This window comes from Kordia periserrulae, assembly GCF_003054265.1.
Lineage (GTDB): Bacteria > Bacteroidota > Bacteroidia > Flavobacteriales > Flavobacteriaceae > Kordia > Kordia periserrulae.
The window spans coordinates 280,099-305,071 of sequence record NZ_QBKT01000003.1 but is presented as its reverse complement, the minus strand read 5'-3'; the positions used below and the strand labels follow the sequence as shown (position 1 = coordinate 305,071).

The 24,973-nt window shown below is 36.4% G+C and carries 23 protein-coding genes; 20 read left to right on the top strand and 3 right to left on the bottom strand.

The genetic code is table 11. The features are described from left to right. Positions 1–166 precede the first annotated feature (166 nt). Positions 167–2,029, bottom strand: a complete 1,863-nt coding sequence (locus C8N46_RS08260; protein ID WP_108114597.1) for a M1 family metallopeptidase — start codon at positions 2,027–2,029, stop codon at positions 167–169. 166 nt (positions 2,030–2,195) lie between these two features. On the opposite strand from C8N46_RS08260, the gene C8N46_RS08255 reads away from it, so the two are divergent. From C8N46_RS08255 to C8N46_RS08215, 10 genes are all read left to right on the top strand, one after another. Beyond that, complete coding sequence (locus C8N46_RS08255; RefSeq protein WP_108114407.1) at positions 2,196–2,378, top strand: hypothetical protein; 183 nt, start codon at positions 2,196–2,198, stop codon at positions 2,376–2,378. A 12-nt stretch (positions 2,379–2,390) separates the two neighbouring features. After that, the gene (locus tag C8N46_RS08250) at positions 2,391–2,651 is read left to right on the top strand and encodes a hypothetical protein (protein ID WP_108114406.1); all 261 of its coding nucleotides are present in this window, start codon (positions 2,391–2,393) and stop codon (positions 2,649–2,651) included. A 31-nt stretch (positions 2,652–2,682) separates the two neighbouring features. Continuing rightward, positions 2,683–2,862, top strand: a complete 180-nt coding sequence (locus C8N46_RS20130) for a hypothetical protein (protein ID WP_146169765.1) — start codon at positions 2,683–2,685, stop codon at positions 2,860–2,862. 178 nt (positions 2,863–3,040) lie between these two features. Next, entirely contained in the window at positions 3,041–5,110 is a 2,070-nt protein-coding gene (locus tag C8N46_RS08245) for a S8 family serine peptidase (protein ID WP_108114405.1), read from the top strand. Between the two features lie 43 nt (positions 5,111–5,153). After that, positions 5,154–6,059 carry a hypothetical protein gene (locus tag C8N46_RS08240; protein ID WP_108114404.1) on the top strand — a complete coding sequence of 302 codons (906 nt, stop codon included), beginning with the start codon at positions 5,154–5,156 and terminating at the stop codon, positions 6,057–6,059. Between the two features lie 156 nt (positions 6,060–6,215). Then, positions 6,216–6,437 (top strand): hypothetical protein, encoded by a 222-nt coding sequence (locus C8N46_RS08235; RefSeq protein WP_108114403.1) that lies wholly within the window; start codon positions 6,216–6,218, stop codon positions 6,435–6,437. A gap of 139 nt (positions 6,438–6,576) precedes the next feature. Beyond that, positions 6,577–9,108: a PIG-L family deacetylase gene (locus tag C8N46_RS08230; protein WP_108114402.1), complete on the top strand. Its 2,532-nt coding sequence runs from the start codon at positions 6,577–6,579 to the stop codon at positions 9,106–9,108. 121 nt (positions 9,109–9,229) lie between these two features. Beyond that, positions 9,230–11,041 (top strand): sodium:solute symporter family transporter, encoded by a 1,812-nt coding sequence (locus tag C8N46_RS08225; protein ID WP_108114401.1) that lies wholly within the window; start codon positions 9,230–9,232, stop codon positions 11,039–11,041. A gap of 84 nt (positions 11,042–11,125) precedes the next feature. Further along, a complete protein-coding gene (locus C8N46_RS08220; RefSeq protein ID WP_108114400.1) occupies positions 11,126–13,504 on the top strand; it encodes a leucine-rich repeat domain-containing protein in 2,379 nt (792 codons plus the stop codon). Between the two features lie 96 nt (positions 13,505–13,600). Continuing rightward, positions 13,601–14,365: a hypothetical protein gene (locus C8N46_RS08215; RefSeq protein WP_108114399.1), complete on the top strand. Its 765-nt coding sequence runs from the start codon at positions 13,601–13,603 to the stop codon at positions 14,363–14,365. A gap of 15 nt (positions 14,366–14,380) precedes the next feature. Here C8N46_RS08215 and C8N46_RS08210 read toward each other — a convergent pair whose 3' ends face one another. Both C8N46_RS08210 and C8N46_RS08205 read right to left on the bottom strand, forming a co-directional pair. Next, the gene (locus tag C8N46_RS08210; protein ID WP_108114398.1) at positions 14,381–15,757 is read right to left on the bottom strand and encodes a vanadium-dependent haloperoxidase; all 1,377 of its coding nucleotides are present in this window, start codon (positions 15,755–15,757) and stop codon (positions 14,381–14,383) included. Positions 15,758–15,905: 148 nt separating this feature from the next. Continuing rightward, entirely contained in the window at positions 15,906–16,748 is an 843-nt protein-coding gene (locus C8N46_RS08205; protein ID WP_108114397.1) for a DUF2911 domain-containing protein, read from the bottom strand. A gap of 114 nt (positions 16,749–16,862) precedes the next feature. On the opposite strand from C8N46_RS08205, the gene C8N46_RS08200 reads away from it, so the two are divergent. The 10 genes from C8N46_RS08200 to C8N46_RS08155 all read left to right on the top strand — a co-directional run bounded on the left by C8N46_RS08200 (position 16,863) and on the right by C8N46_RS08155 (position 24,909). Next, positions 16,863–17,522 carry an MIP/aquaporin family protein gene (locus tag C8N46_RS08200; RefSeq protein ID WP_108114396.1) on the top strand — a complete coding sequence of 220 codons (660 nt, stop codon included), beginning with the start codon at positions 16,863–16,865 and terminating at the stop codon, positions 17,520–17,522. Between the two features lie 149 nt (positions 17,523–17,671). Further along, positions 17,672–18,325: a TetR family transcriptional regulator C-terminal domain-containing protein gene (locus C8N46_RS08195; protein ID WP_108114395.1), complete on the top strand. Its 654-nt coding sequence runs from the start codon at positions 17,672–17,674 to the stop codon at positions 18,323–18,325. Positions 18,326–18,335: 10 nt separating this feature from the next. After that, entirely contained in the window at positions 18,336–19,646 is a 1,311-nt protein-coding gene (locus C8N46_RS08190; protein WP_108114394.1) for an ABC1 kinase family protein, read from the top strand. After that, positions 19,646–20,260, top strand: a complete 615-nt coding sequence (locus C8N46_RS08185) for a flavin reductase family protein (protein ID WP_108114393.1) — start codon at positions 19,646–19,648, stop codon at positions 20,258–20,260. The genes C8N46_RS08190 and C8N46_RS08185 overlap by 1 nt, the downstream gene beginning before the upstream one ends. Before the next feature lie 8 nt (positions 20,261–20,268). Continuing rightward, the gene (locus C8N46_RS08180) at positions 20,269–21,690 is read left to right on the top strand and encodes an SDR family oxidoreductase (RefSeq protein ID WP_108114392.1); all 1,422 of its coding nucleotides are present in this window, start codon (positions 20,269–20,271) and stop codon (positions 21,688–21,690) included. Positions 21,691–21,699: 9 nt separating this feature from the next. Then, a complete protein-coding gene (locus C8N46_RS08175; RefSeq protein ID WP_108114391.1) occupies positions 21,700–23,187 on the top strand; it encodes a cryptochrome/deoxyribodipyrimidine photo-lyase family protein in 1,488 nt (495 codons plus the stop codon). Continuing rightward, positions 23,187–23,615 (top strand): hypothetical protein, encoded by a 429-nt coding sequence (locus tag C8N46_RS08170; RefSeq protein WP_108114390.1) that lies wholly within the window; start codon positions 23,187–23,189, stop codon positions 23,613–23,615. Before C8N46_RS08175 ends, C8N46_RS08170 begins: the two co-directional genes overlap by 1 nt. Then, positions 23,612–23,890, top strand: coding sequence for a TIGR03643 family protein (locus C8N46_RS08165; protein WP_108114389.1), 279 nt, complete (start codon positions 23,612–23,614; stop codon positions 23,888–23,890). Before C8N46_RS08170 ends, C8N46_RS08165 begins: the two co-directional genes overlap by 4 nt. 110 nt (positions 23,891–24,000) lie before the next feature. Beyond that, positions 24,001–24,702, top strand: a complete 702-nt coding sequence (gene folE, locus C8N46_RS08160) for a GTP cyclohydrolase I FolE (RefSeq protein WP_108114388.1) — start codon at positions 24,001–24,003, stop codon at positions 24,700–24,702. A gap of 3 nt (positions 24,703–24,705) precedes the next feature. Further along, positions 24,706–24,909, top strand: coding sequence for a hypothetical protein (locus tag C8N46_RS08155; protein WP_108114387.1), 204 nt, complete (start codon positions 24,706–24,708; stop codon positions 24,907–24,909). Positions 24,910–24,973: the final 64 nt, after the last annotated feature.

The window sequence follows — 24,973 nt, the reverse complement described above, 5'->3', positions numbered from 1 at the left end:
AGTATATTTAAGTCATAATTCCACGCTTAACCTGCTGGCTTAGATATCATCTCATTAAGAAAAGGATATATTGTGCCCTCAATATATCCTTTTTCTTTTTATGTGTTCTCGACTGCGCTCCAACTGACAATTAGAATTTATTATAATCAACGTTGTTTAATACAAATTAATACGAAACGCCTAACATGTCATCAATGGTATTTACCGTAACTGCATGATAATTTGGACGTGCTTTTTCGTAAATACGTTTGGCTTCGTCCAAACGATTGTTACGCTTGAGCGCTTTGTAAATGGTAGATACATACCAACGGCGACCGACATTCATTAAAAAATCTTCTATTTGCTGATCGACATTATTTCCGTGATAATTATGATTGATGGCTTGTTCAAACCAAACCATTGCGATGTATGAGTTGCTCGCAGAAGAGAAATTACATGCGTTATCTAATTTTTCAAACAATCCGTCATACAATTCTTGTGGAATATTTCGAATAAAATGTATTTGCTGCTGAATGTTCCAATCTTGTTGGCATACTTCTTCGGATTCAATCGTTTTATATTGCCAATCGGACAATACTTTATCCACTTCTTTGAATTTATCCGATTTGATTGTAACCGCATTTCCTGGAATTCCCGCTTTGTAAATCCATTCGTTTACGTTGAAATCTATATTATTTTTTGCTAAAAGCTGTGAGTTTAGATATTCTACAAACTTTTCTGTAGTCATAGTAGAAAACGCATGTTTTTTGAAATATTCCTTTAAAAAACCATCCATTTCATCGCGTCCTACCGTTTTTTCTAACGTTCGTAAAAACAAATAGCCTTTGTCGTAGGCAATGCTGTTCATGCCATCATCAGGATTTTTTCCTTGTAAATCTAGCTTTAAACGTGTCGCTTCTGGATGATTTCGCAAGTTTTTAATTTCATCCGATAAATCTTGTCTACTGATAGATGCGAGCATGTTTGCATATTCTTTTCCGTACAACGCTTCCATAATGCGCATCTCAAAATACACCGTAAAACCTTCATTCAGCCAGAAATCGTTCCAAGTAGCATTTGTCACTAAATTCCCTGACCACGAATGTGCCAATTCGTGCGCTATCAAGCTCGTTAAGCTTCTGTCGCCCGCAATGACTGTTGGCGTTGCAAAGGTCAATCGTGGATTTTCCATGCCTCCAAACGGGAAACTCGGAGGTAACACGACTACATCAAATTGGTCCCATGCATACCGACCGTATAAATTTTCAGCAGCTTCTACCATTTTTTCCATGTCGGCAAATTCATCATGTACTTTGTCAATCATAGATTTTTCAGCATATACGCCTGTTCTTGGACTAATTTCTTTATACACCAAATCGCCAACAGCCAACGCAATTAAATACGGGGAAATCGGTTGATTCATCTCAAAGCTATATTGCCCTGTTTCGTTTTTTTCTTTCGGATTTTTCGCGCTCATAATTGCCATGAGTTCTTTTGGCACTTTGACTTTGGCAGAATAGGTTAAACGCACTTGTGGACTGTCTTGAATAGGAATCCAAGTTCGGGTTAAAATGGCTTGTCCTTGCGTTAATAAAAACGGATGTTCTTTATCGGCAGTTTGCTGCGGATTTAAAAACTGCAAGGCTTCCGTTTTATCGGTAGTTTCGTAACTAATGGAAACTGTTTTCGAATCATTATCAATTGGAATACGTAGCGATTGTCCCAAGATAGCATCGTTTTCGCCAAGCTTAAAAGCGACTTCTTTTCCATCTACAAACACTTGGTGAATGAGTAAATACTTAGCATCAAACACAATTTCGGTAGCATTGAAACTTTCGATGGTATACGTGGCGGTTCCTGAGATAATTTTTTTCTCAAAATCAACATCAATATCTAACAATAAATGTTTCGCAACCGCTTCATTCGGTTTTGCGTACGAATGGGTATCATTGGCGTAAGAGCTCATTTTTTTAGTTTCTTTTTCGGAAGTAGTACAGCTTACAAAACATGCAAGCAGCAACAAAAAAGCAGTTTTTTTAAGAATGTTCATGGATTTTTTGGTACTAAATAGTGGTTTAATCGATTTTTTCAAAGCTACGCAATTTATTCAGAAAACACACAAAACGTGCCAAACCCAATGTTAAGTACGGTGTTTCCGTACCAATTTTAGCAACATTTTTTATACTTTCTCACCGTTAACCAAAAAAATTATAATCATGTTAAAGAACATTTCAAATCTTGAAGGAACAAAAGTATTAACGAAAGCGTCTCAAAAAGTAACTGGTGGAGGACGTGGAATATGTGGCGGAACAGGCGGTATGCCAATCAGCTGGCCACAAGACCGTTGTTTTGGCTATGGTATTCAATGGTACAATGGACAATGTTATGCGTGCTATTAAAATTGTAGCTTAATGAAAAAAAGAACATTTAAAAGTTTACAACTGAATAAAAATTCCATTTCAAACTTGGAGCTGCACACTGCAAAAGGTGGCTATGAATCAAACAACGGTTCTTGCTTTTGGCAAGACTGTCCATCTTCAGAGCCAGAACCGTTTGCGAGCGATTGTTATTGTCCTTATACTGGCAATGGTGGCGGTAATACCAATAATTGTCAAACACAAGTAAATTGTGGTTCTACAGGTTCTTGTTATTGGGAAGATTGTGAAGCATAAATTATAAATTCAAACCATAAAATTAAAACTCATGAAAAAAAGAGAACTTAAAAACTTAAAACTTAACAAAAATTCAATTTCTAGCATGGAAAGAAGTTCGCCAATTGGCGGTTATGATTCTAATAACAGACAATGTTATTCTGAGCAAAACATAACGGCTTGTTATTGGGATCCAAGATGCGAAAGCATTAGCCCAAGAGCATGTTATTAAGAACATATCAATTCAATATGTATGTTAAGCGAACTTCGGTTCGCTTTTTTTATGAAGGTGTTTTTTTTGATGAATTGACTCATTATTTTATGTGTTACCCTTACTTTTTCAAAGGTGAAATATTGAGGAAGTGAGAATTTATATATGTACATTTTATTAATTTTTAAAACCATCGCTTATGCAGAAAAAAATTATTTTGTATTTATTTTTTGTAGTCTACATGTTAAGTGGCAGTTACATACATGCACAGAAAACATATTATGTAAAAACCATTAATGAAGCCGCAGCTCCAGAGTTTGAAAAACAGGGAAATTACATGGAGTACATAGGAACAGATACGGATGAAGAAGATTTATTCTCAAAGTATACCATTGATGAATTCTATCAAGCCTATCCAACTTCAAATAGAACAACCTTGCGAAATGCTTTCATCATGGTAACCACTTCTACAGAAATTGTCGATGATATGTTGACTACCTTTCCAGGAATCTACACTTCCATCGAAGATATTACCGATAAGCTACCTGAACTGAGTTATACACCTCATTATCCAGGTGATTATGTTGTGAATGCAACTAGAACTCAAAATGACACCTTAGTTTTTGATCGAAAAGATTTAGAATATATTGATGCTCCAAAAGCTTGGGGTATTACAGATTCTATAAACAAAGTCATCACAATAGGAATATCAGATGCTAAAGTAGACGATCAAAGTCCAGAATTATCAGGCAAAGTATCCTATATAAATCCTTATGGAGCAACATTTCCTGTAGATTGCAATATTGGAAGTAGAACTCACGGAACAGGAGTGAGTGTTATTGCTGCGGCAAAAGGGGATAATAATTTTATCACTACTGGTGTTTGTTATGACTGTGATCTTATCGCAACTAATTGGAGTTGGCCAAATACATATCCCAATTTACTTCTTTTAGCACAAAACGGTGCAAAAGTTATCAACATGAGTTGGGGACTTTCCACAAATGTACCGCCTTCTCAATATTCAGCTTCAAGCCCATATTGTAGTGACCAACAAGAATGCATCAATGAAATCGTAGAAGATTACGGTGTAGTTTTAGTTGCTGCAGCTGGAAATTTCACTTCATTTGATAGTAATGGCCTCGATTTAAGATATAGCTACCCAGCCTCTTATGACAATGTCATATCTGTATCTGGTGTAAATCATTGGTATACTATCAATAACTATCCAAACGCAAATGATGATCTGATTTTTTTTCCTCCTGATGACTATTACCTGCGATTTATAGAGGATTCGGTAGCAGAACTTGTTTCTGTTGATTATACAGACACTATAAATTACAGTGATCCAACAAATCCGAGAGGAGTCTATTCACAATATTGGGAACCTGATGAAACATACATGCATACGTTAAACGAAATGGTAGACATATGCGCTCCCGGTTATAGCATACCGAGACACAAAAATTTTGAATATGGTTGTGATTTAGATGACGATTTAGGCAAATATGCCTCAGGAACTTCACTAGCAACGCCCATCGTAACAGGAACTATTGCATTAATGTTCAAATTGAATGAATGTTTACTTCCTAATGAAGTAGAAAGTATTCTGAAGCTTACTACAAAAGATATCGAAGTATTACCTGTAAACACCTTTGCGGAAGGCTATATTGGTGCAGGAAAACTTGAAACAGGAAACGCCGTTGAGTTTGTACACGAAATGCAAAAAAGTGATGGAAATGCCGTCATTAAAGACCATGTTTTTTATCGTTACGAGTTTGACTTAGAAAAATTTAATAACGATGTATCTATTGAAAATGTGACCTTTAAAGATGACGTAGTCGTGAATTTTGTAGCAAATAACAGTATCAGTTTAAAAGAAGGGACACATTTAGTGCCTAATTCCAACGGCTCCATTACGCTAAAAGCAGATAATACAATCAATGATGTTTGTGTGCCAAGTAGTAGGCAAGTTTCTCAAAATAACACTCAAGTTTTTGAAAAAGAAGACACTACACAAAAGGACAAACTTACTGTGTATCCAAATCCTACTAAGGGAATAATTACATTATCATTCAATTCTAAAACAGATAACATACATACTGCTCAATTATTTACAATACAAGGAAACCTTGTAATGCAATACGAGAATTATAATTACCAAAAGACTCCTGTTTTGGATATATCTGAATTAACAAGTGGAATATATCTCCTAAAAGTATCAACAAGTAAGAATTCTTTATTTACGCATAAAATTGTCCTTGTAAAATAATTTCTATACAAATAAATTAAAAATAAAATATCTCATAAAAGTCATGAAAAAATTAACTTTTTTACTAACAATTTTAATAGTTAGTACTATACAGTCACAAAATAATACATTTCCCACTACAGGAAATGTAGGTATTGGAACAACTACACCAACTGATGAACTTGAAGTTTTAGGGACAATTAAAGCTGAAAAAGCAATCCTAACTAATAACGGAAATCCAGCGTTTGCTTTACAAATTGGAAGCGAATGGACTACTAATAGACGAAATTTTGATTTTTATGTAAATAATAATCCGTCGACTAACACAAGTGCTCAATTACAATTCTTAATGACAGATGAGAATTCAAAATGGCGATTCGGAATAACAAATAGTTTGTCAACATCTACAATGGTAATGTACGATGAAAATGGAGCTGAATTTTTCAAAATAGATGAAGGCAGTATTACTAATAATAAGGTGTATCTTCAAATGCCTAAATCTGATTCAAGAATAGTAATTGGACAATATGCAACCTACGAACCATCACACAAATTCGTTGTCAAAGATGGTAGTGCCTTAATAGAAGGCGACATTTTCACAGATAGCAATATCGGGATTGGAACTACCGATGTAGGCGGAACTGAAAATTGGAAACTTGCTGTAAACGGAAAAGTTCGCGCCAAAGAAGTGAAAGTTGAAACAGGTTGGTCTGATTTTGTATTTGAAAGTAATTACGCTCTTCCATCTTTAGAAGAGGTAGAACAACATATTAACGAAAAAGGACACTTAAAAGACATTCCTTCAGCTAAAGAAGTCGCAGAAAACGGTATTCTTTTAGGTGAAATGGACTCTAAATTACTCCAAAAAATTGAAGAGTTAACCTTGTATATGATTGAAATGAACAAGGAAATCAAAACACTAAAAGAAGAAAATAAAATTCTCAAACAAAAACTAAACGTTAAAAACTAAAAACATAGTACTAACCATTTTCAGAGCGAACTTCGGTTCGCTTTTTTTATCCCCAAAAAATTCAAGTGTTTCTCCAAAAGGGAATCCGTGTTTTTCCCCTACTATTTTTTTGTAACGATTTCGTTCTTTGAACTCGAAACTTAAAATAGATTTAAAATGAAAAAAAGAACTTTCAAAAACCTTTCATTAGGTAAAAAAACGATTTCTAATTTGGAAAACAATGTCTTTGGAGGCGCGCCAACAACAGACCAATCACAGTATTGTCCTGAGCCAATTCCACTGCCTTGGACTATAACTGTACCACACTCGTTAGATGAAAAAGTTTGTATCACGCGTTCTTGTGACTCTGATTGCTATTCAAGATGCAATGGATGCTAACCATTTTAGAAATGTAACACTACAAGCGAACTTCGGTTCGCTTTTTTTATGCAATTACGAAAGTTAAAGAACGTTAAAAATAGATACGAATTGCTGAACTTTTCTATTTTTGAGAGTTATCCTAACCAAATCATTTGTAATGAAAAAATTAGTACTGTTTATTCTAGTGAATTGTCTGTTTCTATCTACGATTTCAGCACAAAAACCAGATAAACTTTCCTCCAACCAAATCTACGAGAAACTACAAAAACTCAATTTTTTAGGATCTGCTTTATATGTAGCCGCACATCCCGATGATGAAAATACACGACTCATCTCCTATTTGTCCAATGAAGTGAAAGCGCGAACAGCCTATCTATCGTTGACACGTGGTGATGGCGGACAAAACTTAATTGGACCCGAAATTCGTGAGCAATTGGGTGTCATTCGTACACAAGAACTTCTTGCAGCACGTCGTGTAGATGGTGGAGAACAATTATTTACACGCGCCAATGATTTTGGCTATTCCAAACATCCGGATGAAACGTTGGACATTTGGAACAAAGATGAAGTACTCAGCGATGTGGTTTGGGCAATTCGAAAATTTAAACCCGATGTTATCATCAATCGTTTTGATCACAGAACACCTGGAAGAACACACGGACATCACACCACGTCTGCCATGTTGAGTATGGAAGCATTCGATTTGGCTGGCGATGACACAAAATATACGTCGCAACTAAAAACATACGATGCTTGGCAACCAAAACGCTTATTTTTCAACACTTCTTGGTGGTTTTACGGAAGTCAAGAAAAATTTGAAAAAGCCGATAAAAGCAAAATGCTCAATTTTGATATTGGGGTGTATTATCCACTGAAAGGTTTATCGAATAACGAATTGGCGTCTATTGCGAGTAGTCAACACTTATGTCAAGGATTTGGGCGATTGACCACGCGCGGAACACAAGAAGAATACATCGAATTTTTAAAAGGTGACTTTCCAGAAGATAAAAGCAATATCTTTTCAGGAATTGATACGTCTTGGAATCGTGTCAAAGGCGGAAAAGCGATTGGAAATATTTTATATGCCATTGAAAAAGACTTCAACTTTGTAAATCCTGCATCACATTTGCCACAATTGATGAACGCTTACAAATTGATTCAACAGTTGGAAGATGCACATTGGAAAACCATCAAACTGGCAGAAATTGAAGCAATTATTCAGGCTTGCGCCGGATTGTACTTAGAAGCATCTGCAGCAGCGCCAAGCGCTACGCCGAGAAGCGCTATAAATGTCAATATTGAAGCGCTCAACAGGAGTAATGCAAACATCAAATTAATCTCTACAACATCTTCCATTGATAATAAAACAGACAAAAAAGACCTTGCATTGCAACCAAATAACAGAGAAAACTTTACATTAAATATCAACATCGCAACGGACGACTATTCTGCGCCGTATTGGTTGTTTGAAAAAGGCACGTTGGGCATGTACAAAGTTCCAAACCAACAATTGCGTGGATTGCCAGAAACACCGCGACCAGCAACGATAAAATTCAATCTACAAATTGAAGGAACGCCAATCACGATAACAAAACCTGTAGTCTATCGCTATTCAAAACCAGACAAAGGCGAATTGTATCAACCGTTTGAAATATTACCAGAAGTCACTGCTGATTTTGCAGATAAAGTCATCATTTTCTCTGACGATGCTACCAAAGAAATACCTGTAACCGTTAAAGCAGGAAAAGATAATATTGACGGTTATGTTTCTATCAAACATCCGTATAGCTGGAAAGTATATCCTGAAAAGCAAAAACTTACCATTGAACAAAAAGGCGACGAAGTCACACTGATGTTTACAGTGGTGCCACCATCTACGCAAAGTGAAGGTGTATTGACACCAGAAGTGTTTATTGGTGATAAAAAATATACAAAAGCCTTGAGCGAAATTGAATACGACCATATACCGAAACAATCGGTACTATTACCTTCTGAAACGAAAGTTGTCCGCTTGAATATTCAAAAAAGTGGACAATATATTGGGTATATTCAAGGTGCGGGTGATGCCATTCCTGAGAGTTTGCGTCAAATTGGATACGACGTAGAAATCATTGATCCTTCAACAATTAATGCTGAGTTGCTTCAAAAGTACGATGCGGTAGTAGTGGGAATTCGTGCGTATAATACGGTTGACGAGTTAAAATTTAAGCAAAAATACATTCTAGACTATGTAAAAAATGGTGGAAACGTGATTGTACAATACAATACCAATCGCCGTCTTAATGTAGCTCCGAACGAATTGGCTCCGTACAACTTACAACTATCACGCGACCGTGTCACAGACGAAAATGCAACGGTAGAAATCATCGCGAAAGACCATTCTTTAGTAAATTTTCCAAACAAAATAGAAGCCAAAGACTTTGAAGGTTGGGTACAAGAACGCGGATTGTATTTTCCAAACACTTGGGGAAGCGAATTCACGCCGATTCTTTCCATGAACGATACAGGTGAAACTGCCAAAAAAGGAAGTCTGCTCATCGCCAAATACGGCAAAGGAAACTACATTTACACAGGATTGAGCTTTTTCCGCGAATTACCTGCGGGCGTTCCTGGTGCGTACAAATTATTCACCAATATGATTTCGGTGGGCAAAGCGCAAATCGTTAAACAATCAACACTAAAAAACTAAGGTATGAGCGACACTAAAAAATTCGTTTGGAAAAAAATGTACACGGTCATTTTAGTAGCAAACTTGGCGTACATACTTTTATTTTACTTCATCATGAACATGTTCTCTTAATTCGTATCGCATGCAAGCATTAGACTGGATTGTTTTAATTGGAACACTTACCGCCATTGTAGGGTACGGAACTTGGAAAACGCGTGGAAGCAAAAGCTCGGAAGATTATATTCGTGGCGGAAGCTCCACAAAATGGTGGACGATTGGCTTGTCGGTCATGGCAACACAAGCAAGTGCTATTACCTTTTTATCAACAACGGGACAAGCGTTTAGCGACGGAATGGGATTTGTGCAATTTTACTTCGGATTGCCTATTGCTATGGTCATTATTTGTATGGTGTTTATTCCGCTGTATCACAAACTGAAAGTGTACACAGCGTACGAATTTTTAGAAAATCGCTTTGACCTAAAAACCAGAACCTTAACAGCAATTTTATTTCTCATTCAGCGAGGATTGGCAGCGGGAATCACCATTTTTGCGCCTGCAATTATTTTGTCAATTGTGTTGGGATGGAATTTAATCACGTTGAATATTATCATCGGAATTTTAGTAATCATCTACACCGTTTCTGGCGGAACGAAAGCCGTAAGCGTGACGCAAAAGCAACAAATGTTTGTCATTTTTGCGGGAATGTTTGCTGCGTTCTTCATTACCTTAGATTTAATTCCAAAAGATGTTGGCTTTGTAGAAGCTTTAGATATTGCAGGTGCGAGTGGAAAAATGGAAGTCTTGGATTTTTCATTCGATTTGGATAATAGATACACCGTTTGGACGGGAATTCTTGGCGGAACGTTTTTGATGCTCTCCTACTTCGGAACCGATCAAAGTCAAGTACAACGCTATCTTTCAGGGAAATCAGTCAAAGAAATGCGTTGGGGAATGATGTTTAATGGTTTGTTGAAAGTTCCAATGCAGTTTTTCATCTTATTAGTTGGTGTGATGGTGTTTGTGTTTTATCAATTCAATCCCGCACCATTGAACTTTATTGATGCTTCTACGGAGAAAGTGTTGGCTTCTGAATATGCCAATGATTACAAAGCCTTGCAAGAAAAACAAACAGCGCTTTTCGAGAAGAAAAAAGCGGTTAGTGTGCAATTGGCAAAATCATACAACACAGCCGACAAACAACAGTTATTACGCTTAGATAGTATAGAAAAATCCTATCGCGCTGAATCCAAATATTTAATCAAACGTGCGATTGATGCGGAATATGCTACAGAATATGATAAATTGAAAAAAGAGGTCGCTTCTTTAGAAAAAAATCCTGAAAGTGAAATCTACAAAGTAAAACAAGCGGAACTCAAAACATTGTACAAATACGCAGCAAAAGACAGCGAAACCAATGACCGCGATTACATGTTTATTTCATTCATTTTAAAATATTTACCAAGCGGTTTAATTGGCTTATTATTAGCGGTAATTCTGTCCGCTGCCATGTCATCAACGGCCTCTGAAATCAACGCCTTAGCCACGATTACGTCTATCGATTTATACAAACGCAATCGAAAAGGTGTGCCTTCTGTAGATCCAAATGCAGATGATGAACACTATGTAAAAGCAACCAAATGGTTTACACTCGGTTGGGGAATTTTAGCCATCATTATTGCATGTTTTGCAAGTTTGGCTGAAAATTTAATCCAGTTAGTAAACATTATCGGTTCTATATTTTATGGAAATGTGCTGGGAATTTTTCTATTAGCTTTCTTCTTTAAGAAAGTAAAAGGAAATGCCGTATTTATGGCAGCATTAATAACGCAAATCATTGTCATAGGAATTTGGTATATAGAAATTATGCCGTTTTTATGGTTGAATTTAGTGGGTTGTGTTATTGTGATTTTACTAGCAACCATCTTACAAATGACCGCTGAAAATCCTGAGTAGTTATTTTATTTGTAAACTTTGTGATGGTTTACGCAACCTTTTGAAAGTTTTCACATCTAAAAAACACAACCAAAACCCATTTTTATGAAAAAATTACTAAAACTGACCATTGCATTCGTGTGCGTTTTAAGTCTGCAAAATTGTGAAAATGACGATTTAGATACGCGAACAATCCCAAACCTGCAAACCCAAGAAGACATTTTACGAGATGAAGAATTCATCGCGGAAAATTTTGGAAACTTTACCACAGGAGATTTTTCTGGAATTATAGAAGACAACAACGGAACCAAATTAAACAATGTACAAGTCACTATCGGAAACGTCACCGTTTTTACCAATAGAGACGGAATATTTTTAATTAAAAGTGCGGATGTGTATGAAAATTTCGCCTACATCAAAGCTAAAAAAGAAGGCTATCTTGATGCTTCAAGAGTCGTGATTCCAAAAGTTGGCGGCGAAAACAGAGTTTTAATTACCATGTTGAAGAAAAACATTGTCGCAACTGTCAATTCTGGAGAATTCTCAACAGTAGCACTTGATAATGGTGTAAAAGTCAATTTTAGTGGCGGATTTGTGCGCGAAGATGGAACAACATATACAGGACAAGTTGATGTAATGTTAGACTATCTGGGACCAAACAGCGCGGATACATTTAGACGAATGCCTGGAAGCTTATTTGCTCAAGATAGCAATAATGATGCAAGAACTTTGGAGACTTACGGAATGATTTCTGTCAATTTATTTTCACCTTCTGGAGAACCGTTAAACATTAATCAATTTAACCGTGCTACCATTGAAATTCCAATTGATTTTTCCAATACAAACAATGCGCCTGACTTTATTCCATTGTGGTATTTTGACGAAGAAAGAGGGTATTGGAAAGAAGAAGGACAAGCTGTACGATTCTCAAATATGTATGTAGCAGAAGTTTCACACTTTACTTGGTGGAACTGCGATATTCCTTATGATTTAATCAATTTGTGTTTTTCAATAACAGATGCCAATACAAATCTTGCTGTGCCCTATCAAACGATTATAAGGCTAGCTTCAAACGAACAGTTTATATATTACGGTTATGTAACAGCAAACCAAGCTGTTGAATGTGGATGGATTCCAATGAATGAAGAAATTGAAGTTAAAATTTATGAATCTTCAGGAATTTGTTCAGGTCAATTGGTACATAGTCAAACGCTTGGTGGTTTTGCTACAAATACGAATGTAGATATTTCGTTTACTAATGACAATCTCACCTCAACAGACATTACAGGTATGGCTACAGATTGTAACGGAAATCCTATCACCAATGGATATGTGTATATTGATGATTTAAATACGTATTTTATTGCAGATGGAACCATCAGTATTTCGCTAACAAACTGCGATACAATGACTGTAAATATTCAAATATTTGACTTTGATTCCAATCAATGGACTTTTTTAGAAAACGTTGCACTTGATGGAACTACTGTCAATTTAGGAACCGTAAGCACCTGTGAAGATACGGGCGGAACTTTTAATGGAAATATAGTCTTAGCTACGCAAGAAGAAGTTAATGATTTTGGCGGATTTGGCTTTACACAAATTAATGGAAATGTTACCATCGGTAACTTAAATAATTTCACAAACATTACCGATTTGAGTCCATTAGCAACCATCACTTCAATTACAGGATATTTAAGAATTGCTGGAAATGAAAACCTTACCACGCTGCAAGATTTACAAAATATCTCTAATGTAGACGGTTATGAAGTATTGATTAGCAACAATCCGTCCCTAACATCTTTGGCAGGATTTAGTAGCTTAGCAAGCATCAAATCTTTGAAAATTGACAACAATGACGGACTAACATCACTGGCGGGAATTCCTAGTAACTTAACAGTAGAGCAGGGACTACGAATTATGAACAATGCAAATTTGACCTCATTACAAGGAATTGATATTTTACAATTAGGTGCTGAAAATGATTTACGAATTTCCAATAATGACGTGTTAACTTCTTTGTCAGGCGTTGAAAACATTACACAATTACGCTTTTTAACTATTGACGATAACGACGCGCTAAATTCGCTAACGGCTTTTCAAAATTTGACACAAGTACTCGATTTAACCATCAACAATAATGATGCGCTTGTCACACTTGTTGGACTAGAATCACTTTTAGAACTTCGAATTTTAATTGTTGCCAACAATGAAAACTTACAAAACCTAAATGGTCTTGACAATTTAACCACATTTACACCAAGTATTTTCAACGCTGTCAACATTGGAGCGATACAATGGGAGAATTTTTGTACGGGTTACATCAATGGTCCAAATCCAAGCTTGACGGATTACTGTGCCATTGAAACATTTATGAACTCTTACCAATGGGATAATAGTGGAGCTTCGCTTTGCGCCGTGATTGTGGGGAATGCTTACAATCCTACAGTACAAGACTTTATAGACGGTAATTGCAGTCAGTAAAACGATATAAAAACAACAAATCATAAAAATCCTTTCCGTAACGAAAGGATTTTTTTAGTATTTTTCTGAATGATTTTTTGAAAAATAACAAACATCATGACCAACTTTACTGTGATTTTATACATTTCGGATGTATTAAAATATTTTGCCGTTCCTGCGGCTGCGTTTGAATTTTTGAGCGATGAAAAAAAGGCGCGACTCGAACAATGGATACTTAAAAAACTTCCTTCATTTTTATTATATGCTGTCGGATTCTTTTTTGGAATTTCTCTCGTGATGACACTGCTGGCATACGGAAGTATCTTTTTAGTTGCAGGTTTGATTGTGATTGCAATTGTAGGTTCTATGTTTTCAGAAACCATTTCCGATTACCGATTTGCAGTCTTGTTTGCCGCACTCTTTTTTGCCGCAATTCAACAGTGGATTCTCCCAGAATCATGGACAATAGCACTCGCCTATCCGTTAGAATTTATCTGCGATATGTTTCAAAAAGTGCCTGTTATTAATAGTTTTTTACCCGATTACGATGCGGAACAATTTGTAACAAGCTATCAAAATTTCTTTGAAAAATTTGAACTCGATTTTATCGGTTGGCTATACATTGTCAAAATCTACGCGTTTGCTACCAAAGGTTTATTATTGATGATTATTTTATTATTAGATATCTTGGCAATTCTCTTTGTCTGCCTAATTGTTTTCTTGGTATTATTAGTTCCGATAAATGCCGTTGTTAAACTATCTGACTATCTCAAAAAAATCTTTAAAATCAACGAAAAAGCTGTTCCAGTTGGTGCTTTTATCATTTGGTCTTTAGGCGAAACTATTGCGATTATCATTCATACATATCAACTCTTTCAGTAAACTATGTAGCTTTTTTTACTGCGTCAAATCGAAATCATTCACAGCATTTGAAATTTCATATCCCAAACGCAAACCTTCAGAACAATCAATACGTAAATGTACGCCAAGCGGCAAGCGAGAAAAAGCATTTTCTTCCGCCATCGCTGAAAATGTACCATACGTTCTTGGAGCGCCTAAAAATTCGGTTCTTCCTTCATGCGAACGATCGGTGAAATTGGTAGCATCGCCAAAATGATGGATAAAAACGCCCGCTGCTGCAGAAGCAAACGTAGAATGTCCTGATGGATAACTCGGAAACGTCGGATTTGGCCACGAAATGAACGGAAACAAATTGGTTTGAAAGTTTGGATCAATAAAATCTTGAATGTACACACTTGGTCGCATCACCATATATTCATACTTATCTGCCCACGTAGACACGGCAGCATCGTTCAATGAGAAACCTAATTTTAAGAGTAAAATCAACGCTTCTTCATGGTCTACATTGTATTGTCGTATCAATTGATTTGCAATCGAAATTTGTCTTCCCGGCGGACTCATCATTAAGCCTTCTACATCATTTGACCAAAATTCTGCAATCCACAAGCCTTCTGTATCGGTTGTTCTAGCAGCTTCACTTGTTGTATATACTTCTTCCATCGCAGCATAATACGCACTGGTAGCATCTTCACTGTATGTTAACGATGGCGGAATGCTTGAAGTTTCTTCAGAAGAAATCACAAACGTACGCACAGAAGACCAATACGGAAAAAGTCCACGTTCGGCTTCGTCACTATAAGTCCAAAATCCTGCGCCAACTGGCGGCTCGTACGAAGTTGGTTGCGGACTCAAAATTTGTGCTTCCGCTTCTACATCTGTTTGACTAAACGCAATGATTTGTTGGGCAACATAATTTCCCCAATCTTGTGAATTTTGCACTACAGCAGCACTCAATCCCGCACTTAAAGTAGCTTCTTTTTGCTGACGCAACACCGCAATTTGACTATCAACCGTAGGTGAAACATTGTACATAAAATGGTCAATCGCTGTGGCGTAACAAGCATTCAAAGCAATGGCAATATCAATATCTGGTTGACGTTGTGAAAAATCTATCTCTAAATCAGGATAACGATCTTTATTCGAAGTATAACTCACCATATCTTCTACACACACTTCAAACGCTGCTAAGTGAATATAGGCTAATGCACGCGTAGTAGCATTTGGTCGCATGCCTGTTGCATGTCTATCCAATACACACCAAAGCTGATTCCAATCGAGAATGACTTGCCTAATATCGTTGGTGGCAACTGGTGTAGTTGGTTGTATATTTTCGTCCAATTGCTCATTGGAACATGAAACAGTCAGTACTACTATAAAAAGCGACAAACATAGTGCTCGTAAAGAAAAATTCATGTTGTTGGTTGTTTTTAAGAGGTTAAACTTAGGTTTTTTTTGAATATATCACACAAAAAAACACCAAGAATTCTATCAAAAAAACGACACGCATCAAAAAAGCCTTTCTGGTTTTCAGAAAGGCTTTCCATATTTTATAAACTTTAGATTACTTAGACCATTCTTTAATGGAATCTCTGTTCATCTTTACATAATCTTTGTTTCCAGCTTTTTCAGCTAAGGCTAAAGACTCTTTTGCAATTTTGATAGCTTCTGCTTTTTTACCCATTTTTGCGTAAATCAACGACTGCTGTCTTAAATACCAAAATCGTGGATTATCGCTTGTCATTTCAATAGCTTTATCAACCCACATTTTAGCTTTGTCCATATCTTTTCCTTCCTCGAAGAAATATCTTGCTGCCGAAAAATAATCACCTGCTTGTGGTCCAGCCATCGCTTTTTCAATACTTGCCGTTGCTTTCTTATCTGTCGGAACTGCAAAAGGAACTACAACAAATGTTTTTTCCCAAGAAAATTCTAAATCAGCTTTATCATTTGATAAGTTATTAATTCCAATTGTGAAAGATTCAGTCGTATACGGCATTTTGTTTACAGGCGCTACGGCAGTTGCCACAACTTTACTTTCGTCCCAAGCTCTAGGTGCTCCCCAATTAGACGTATCATTGTATAAAATTACTTCCCACGTATCTTTTCCTGGTTTTGTAAAAATAGCATATTTCCCTGCTTTTACAGCTGATTCTCCAATAGTAATATCATCACTAAACTCAATGGTAGTGTTTGCATTAGCTCCTGTTCTCCACAATTGATCGTAAGGAACCAAATCTCCAAAAATTGTTCTTCCACGCATTGCTGGTCGTGAATATTCAATTGTAACTTCTGTCAATCCGACAGTTTGCATTATTTTTGCGCTAGGACTTGGTTGCGGCGTCTCTATTTGCGCTTGAGCACTGATTCCTACTGCTAAGAAACATGCTAAAAGTATTTTTTTCATCTTATATTGTTATTTAGATTTTATGTAGCGAATTTACGCAGAAACATTAGTTGTGAATGTTAACAAATACTTAAAATAAGAAATAGTATTTTTATTCCCTCCAAAACATAATACATGAAAAATTATATTTCAGAATTTATAGGGACATTTTCCATGGTTTTCTGTGGAACAGCTGCCATGGTTGTGAATGATATTACTGGTGAAATTACGCATCCTGGTGTTGCCATTACGTGGGGATTGATTGTGATGGGAATGATTTATGCCTTTGGAGAAATTTCAGGAGCACATTTCAATCCAGCAGTAACGATTGCCTTTTCGTATGCTAAAAAATTTCCTGTAAAGGAAGTTCCAAAATATATTTTATCGCAATGTTTGGGCGCTATTTGTGCAAGCTTGCTCGTTTACATGTTTTGGCCCGAAAGCGAAACCATTGGCGCTACCATTCCGAGTATTGTACCTTGGAAAGCACTGATTTTGGAGTTTCTACTCACCTTTTTCTTAATGGTTACCATCATTAATGTTTCTACAGGAAGTAAAGAAGTTGGTACAATGGCTGGAATCGCTATTGGCGGAATTGTTCTGCTAGAAGCCATGTTTGCAGGTCCTATGACCAAAGCGTCTATGAATCCTGCGCGTTCGTTAGGTCCTGCGTTGGTTTCTGGACAACTAACACATTTATGGTTATACATTGTTGCGCCAATTTTGGGTGCGCTTGTCGCCGTGGTAAGTTGCAGACTAGTAAAATCCAAAAACTGCTGTGATACAAGCTGCTAAAGCTTAAAATACGACGCTTCTACTCTATTTTCCATCGCTTTTTTGTTGTAAAGAGCGAAAATCATTCATGCTTGTTTAAAACTTTTGTTTAATTTTAACTTTAAAAAGTTAAACATTTTGTATCTTTACCTAGTTTTAAAAAATACACCATGGCAAAGAAAAAAAACATAACATCACTCTTTATCATTACCGCATATATGGACTATGTGCTGGAACATGGAGAGCAACCTAAAAACGTTTACGCATTCGCAAAAGACAATAATTTTGACGAAGCAAAATTTTACGAATTTTTCAGTTCTTTCAAAACATTAGAAGAAAACATATTTACCACATTTGGCACCAACACTTTAGAAGTTTTAGCCAATAGTGAGGAATTTAAAACGTTTGATGCGCGCAACAAACTATTGAGTTTTTATTACACATTTTTTGAGCAGGTAACCGCAAACAGAAGTTATGTGGTTTACAGCTTAACGCGTGATAAAAACAACATGCAATCTCTCAAACTATTGAAAGGATTGAAAACTGTTTTTACCGATTTTATTGAAAGTTTAGACTTAAAAACATTAGACTTAAACCAAGAACGTTTAGAAAAATTACAAAACAAAGCTATTACGGAAACGGCTTGGATTCAATTTGTACTAACGATGAAATTTTGGTTGGAAGACACCTCACTAAGTTTTGACAAAACCGATCAATACATTGAAAAGTCTGTCAATGCGAGTTTTGACCTTATTGACAACACGCCTTTGAAAAGTATTATAGACTTTGGAAAGTTCCTCTTTAAAGAAAAAATTAGACCGTAATCAACCCTGAATGAAAACAATTGACAAAATTCCTATTGGTAAAATTCAACGTGCTACAAAGCTTGTCACTACAGGTGCTAAAGTGGGCGTGAATTATTTAAAATATTACGGCGACAAACTCATAAATTCTGAAGAAGAAGCCAAAGAACGCTTAAACGAATCGAATGCTGAAGATATTTATGACGGTTTAAAAAAGCTGAAAGGAAGCGCCTTGAAAGTGGCGCAAATGCTGAGTATGGAGAAAAATATTTTACCGCGTGCGTATGTGGAAAAGTTTTCGCTATCACAATTCTCCGTGCCACCATTATCACCGCCTTTGGTGATTAAAACATTTAAAAAATACTTTGGAAAACATCCAAACGACATATTTGACACGTTCAATGCTACCTCTGTCAATGCCGCTAGTATAGGACAAGTGCATCTCGCCGAAAAAGATGGGAAAAAACTTGCTGTGAAAATTCAATATCCTGGAGTTGCGGAAAGCATCTCCACCGACTTGGCACTTGTAAAACCTATAGCGATTAGAATGTTTAACATTACCGGAAAAGGTTCTGATAAATATTTTAAAGAAGTAGAAGAAAAATTGACGGAAGAAACAGATTATATACTCGAAGTTCAACAGAGTAAAGACGTTTCGGAAGCATGCAAACATCTCCCAAACATTCGTTTTCCAAAGTATTATGAAGAATATTCTTCGGAGCGAATTATCACAATGGATTGGATGCAAGGTGAACATTTATCAGAGTTTACCGCACACAATACCGACCAAGACATTGCGAATTTGCTCGGACAAACGCTTTGGGATTTTTACATGTTCCAAATTCACGAGTATCGAAAAGTACACGCCGATCCGCATCCTGGAAACTTTTTGGTTTCTAAAGACAACGAATTGATTGCGCTCGATTTTGGCTGTATGAAAGCGATTCCAGAAGAATTTTACATTCCGTATTTCGAATTGGCAAACAAAGAAACACTGAACAATCCGGAGTTGTTTACGAAAAAACTGTACGAATTGGAGATTTTACGCGAAGACGATACCAAAGAAGAATTGGTCTTTTTCACGGAAATGTTTCACGAATTACTCGATTTGTTTACGATGCCTTTCAACAATGAAGTGTTTGATTTTTCAGATGAAGAATTTTTCGGAAGAATTGCTGCCATCGGGGAACGTTATGCCAAAAACACCCAATTGCGCAGCATGAACGGCAATAGAGGTTCCAAACATTTTATTTATATGAATAGAACGTTTTTCGGACTTTACAATCTATTGCACGATTTGAAAGCGAAGGACGTAAAAATTAACAATTTTAAAAATCTATAATGGCAACCATCACGCGTGCAGACATTGATGCAATGGAAAAATTGTATCGCATCAACCTGATTAACAGTTGTTCCGGTTACAAATCGGCAAATTTAATTGGTACGGAATCAAAAGACGGTTTTACCAATGTTGCGGTGTTTAGTTCTGTGACGCATTTAGGTTCCAATCCACCATTATTGGGTTTTATAACGCGACCAGCTTTTGTACCGAGAAACACGTACGAAAACATTAAAGAAACGGGCTTTTACACCATCAATCATATACATCAACGCATCACGAAAGATGCGCATCATACGTCAGCAAAATATCCAAAAGAGGTTTCTGAATTTGATCAAACCGAGTTGGAAACAGAATATAAAGACGATTTTAAAGCTCCGTATGTAAAAGGTTGTCACGTGCAAATTGGAATGCGCTATATGAACGAATATCTGATTGAAGAAAATGACACCATTTTGGTTGTTGGAAAGATTGAACACTTACACATTAACGATACTATATTAGAAACAGACGGTTTTATCAATCTAGCGAAAGCTGAAACCGCCACTATTAATGGACTTGACGGATACGCCATACCGCAACAACAAACGCGCTATCCGTATCAACGTCCCAAATAACAAACACTATGCGAATTCTACTTACAGGCGCTACAGGATATATTGGAAAACGACTGATTCCAATTTTATTGGAAACAGACCATTCTTTAGTGTGTTGTGTGAGAGATAAGCAACGTGTTCCAGAAGAAGTATCGTCCCACGAACGCATTGAACTTATTGAAGTCGATTTTTTAAAGGAAGAAACACTACAGCGCATTCCGAAAGATATTGACATCGCCTATTACCTCATTCATTCCATGTCTTCTTCTATGAAATTTGAAGAATTGGAAGAACGTTGCGCCGTACATTTTAAAAAGCGTATTGAAGAAACAAACGTACAACAAGTCATTTATTTAAGTGGAATTGTAAACGACCAACAATTGTCAAAACATTTGCAATCGCGTAAAAATGTAGAAAACACGCTGGCTTCGGAAGTTTATAGTTTAACGACGTTTAGAGCGGGAATTATTGTGGGAAGCGGAAGTGCTTCGTTTGAAATCATTCGTGATTTAACGGAAAAACTACCGATTATGATTGCGCCAAAGTGGATCAACACTAAAACGCAACCGATTGGCATTCGGAATGTATTGGAATATTTGACCAAAGCCATTGCCAATGATAAAGTGTACAATCAATCGTATGACATTTTTGGTCCAGACACATTGACGTATAAAGACATGATGTTGCAATTTGCCGAAGTTCGAAAGTTGAAACGAACCATCATTTCAGTTCCTGTGATGACGCCAAAACTCTCGTCGTATTGGCTGTATTTTATTACCACGACATCATATAAACTCGCCAAAAATTTGGTCGATAGCATGAAAGTAGAAGTTATTGGAAAACCTAGCAATATCAATGAAATTTTAGACATTCATCCAATGACCTACAAACAAGCGGTAAAAAAGGCATTTATCAAAATTGAACAAAACAGTGTGATTTCTAGCTGGAAAGATTCACTCATCAGTGGCATCTTTCGCGAAAAAATATCAAGCTATATCAAAGTACCTGAATACGGTTGTTTTAAAGACATTAAAAAGCGAAAAATTGTTGATGAAGCCTACACGCTTGATAAAATTTGGTCCATCGGCGGCACAAATGGTTGGTACTATGCCACGTTTTTATGGAAAATTCGTGGATATATGGACAAACTTGTCGGCGGCATCGGATTGCGTCGCGGGCGCAGAGATCAAACTACACTCAATGCAGGCGATCCACTCGATTTTTGGAGAGTGCTATATGCTGACAAAGAAGAAAAACGTTTGTTACTTTTTGCAGAAATGCGTTTGCCTGGTGAAGCTTGGTTAGAATTTAAAATAGAAAAAAATCAATTGTTGCAACGTGCCACATTTAGACCAAAAGGAATCTGGGGACGTATCTATTGGTACGCCGTTTTACCGTTTCATGGTTTTATTTTCAATGGAATGATTAACAAATTGGTTAAAAAAAGATAAAAAACATATATGAATATCAAAAACAAAATAGAAATCAACGTCGTTCTATTCAAGCGCGATTTGCGACTTCAAGACAATGAAGCCATTTACAACGCGCTTTCTACAGGACGAAAAACGTTGTTTTTATACGTTTTTGAAGATATGCTCCTGAATGATCCGCACTACAGTGAACGACACTGGAATTTTATTAAAGAATCATTAATTGACTTAAATCATTCTTTGATTGCTTTTAATAGTGAGGTATTAATTGTACAATCAAACATTAATAGAACTTTGCAGATTATTCAGGAAACGTATAAAATTGCCTGTGTCTATTCGCATCAAGAAACAGGTATTAAAGTTACGTACGACCGCGACAAAGTGTTGAAGCGTTTTTTGCTCAACAATATGATTCAGTGGGAAGAAAATGTAAACAACGGCGTATTCCGAGGATTGCGTGACCGCAATAATTGGGTGGAAATGTGGGAAGATTTTATGGATGAACCTTTGCTTCCTTTTCGACCTAAAACGGGACAATTATGCTCCCGAGAAGAAGTAGCGCATTTGGCTTCGTTTTTTCACTTACCTGATTTAGCAACCGATTCGGATTCGCCATTTCAAAAAGGCGGAACGTCTATTGCGTTAAAGTATATGCATACGTTTTTTAATGAGCGTAGTGCCAATTACAATGCACATATTTCCAAACCTTTGCTATCGCGTAGAAGTTGTAGCAGATTGTCTCCGTATTTATCATGGGGAAATTTGTCGGTGCGACAAGTATGGCAAGAAGCCGCTCGTTGTATTGACCAAAATAAGTACAAAAAGCAAATGGAAGCCTTTCGTTCGCGTTTGCGTTGGCAAGCACATTTCATTCAAAAATTTGAAATGGAAGACGAAATGGAGTTTGTAAGTTTAAACAAAGGCTATCGAAAACTTAAAAAGCAAACTTCTGAGCGTTATATTGAAGCATGGAAAAATGGCATGACAGGTTATCCGCTGGTAGATGCATGTATGCGTTGCTTGAAAGAAACTGGTTATTTGAATTTTAGAATGCGTGCTATGGTTGTTTCGTTTTTTACACACAATTTATGGCAACCGTGGCAAAAAGCTACCATCATTTTATCGCGTTACTTTTTAGATTTTGAACCTGGCATTCACTTTCCGCAAATTCAAATGCAAGCGGGTGAAACAGGCATCAATATGCTGCGGATGTACAATCCGACGAAAAACGGAATAGCACATGATCCTGACGGAATTTTTATTAAAAAGTGGGTTCCGGAATTGGCAGAATTGGATACTGCTTTTGTGCATCAACCATCACGCATGACGCCGATGGAACAGCAAATGGCAAATTTCTTCATCGGAAAAAATTATCCAAAACCGATTGTCAATCTTCAAGAAACCCGCAAGCATGCTAGTGATATTCTTTGGAATATGAAAGATGAAAACACGGTGATTGAAGAAAACTTCAGAATCTTACAAAAACACACACTATCAAACCGTAAAAAAAGTTCGTAATGATTATCAATACAACCTATACCGACAAAGAAGCAAAACGATTGATTGACTCACATTTGGGAGCGGTTTTTCCGTTGATGAAGCGCATCAAGCTAAAAGGAATTGGTTCAAAGCGAATGATTATTCACGACGTAAGTCCCAACTTAAAACAATATATGAATACGGTGGATGATTTAAACTACGGTAGCATTGAATTGCGTCCGAAAGGGATTTTGGTTCACATTCACAAAAAACTCAACAGCTTCTCATGGATTATTCCGTATTACAAGCTTCACATCTATACCTCTTCTTTTTTTAGCATTCATGCAGAAGGCAAATTTGTACAATTCGAAAAAAACAAACTCTACAAAGAAAACAAAGCGTTTATCGAGAAAATGATTGTGCAAAAAAACCTAGTACTCAACACTACAGATTATTACGAAGGATGAAACACGATTTAAACCCAAGACAAGTAGACAGAATTATAGAAATGGCATGGGAAGACCGCACTACGTTTGATGCTATTGAGTTTCAATTTGGACTCAAAGAACAAGAAGTCATCGAATTGATACGCAGCGAAATGAAACCATCTAGCTTTAAAATGTGGCGCAAACGTGTACAAGGTAGAAAAACCAAGCACGAAAAGAAGCGAAACTTTGCTGAAGGTCGCTTTAAATGTTCGCGTCAACGCAATATTTCCAACAATAAAATCTCAAAAAGATAGTCAGCACGTCACAATTGTTTAATATTTTGTTAAAAGGACTGAACAAAACTTTTTTCTTAAAAAAATTTTGTTTAATTTTATTCAAAATAAATTAAACATTTTAAGTATATATGAAAACTGCTGACGTTTTAAACCAATTAAATGGTACTGCCATTTCTCTAAATGGATTTGATTATGATGAAATTGGGGATGAACATCTACTTACAGGTATGGAAACTCCTATGCGTTCAGATGCTTTCGAAATGTCTGATGAAGATAAAAAAGAAAAAATTGCATATCACTTCACAGAAATTATGGAAACGTTAGGTTTAGACCTAACAGACGACTCATTACAAGGAACTCCAAAACGAGTTGCTAAAATGTACATAGAAGAAATTTTCTCAGGACTCAATCCTAAAAATAAACCCAAAGTAGCATTGTTTGATAACAAATATCAATACAACCAAATGCTGATTGAAAAAAACATTCAATTTTACTCTAACTGCGAACATCACTTTGTTCCAATTATGGGAAAAGCGCATGTGGCATACATTTCTTCAGGCAAGGTTATTGGGTTATCGAAACTTAACAGAATTGTGCAATATTACGCAAAGCGACCACAGGTTCAAGAACGACTTACGAATCAAATCGCTACCGAGTTGCGTGCTATTTTACAAACTGATGACATTGCTGTAATTATTGATGCGAAGCATTTGTGCGTTTCCTCAAGAGGCGTAAAAGATGACTCATCAACCACAATTACATCTTATTATGGTGGCGTTTTTAACACGTCAGAAAAAATTCTCGAATTACAAAACTTTTTAAACAATTAAATTATGGCACCTATTTTTACAGAAGTAGTAGCATTTGAGCAAACTAAATTCAAATCAAGAAGTGACAAAATTACTGCAACTCGTGAAGCAAAACGTTTAATTTTAGGTTTGAATGAAATTTACAAGCAGAAAAAAGATCCTGCAATCATGGAAATTATGAAACGTTTAACGGCACTTAAAAGAAAATACGAAAAACGTTTAAAATAAACTCACCCAAAGTTTACGGCAATGCTGCTAGCGAATGCTAGTTGCATTGCTCCTTATGGAGTGA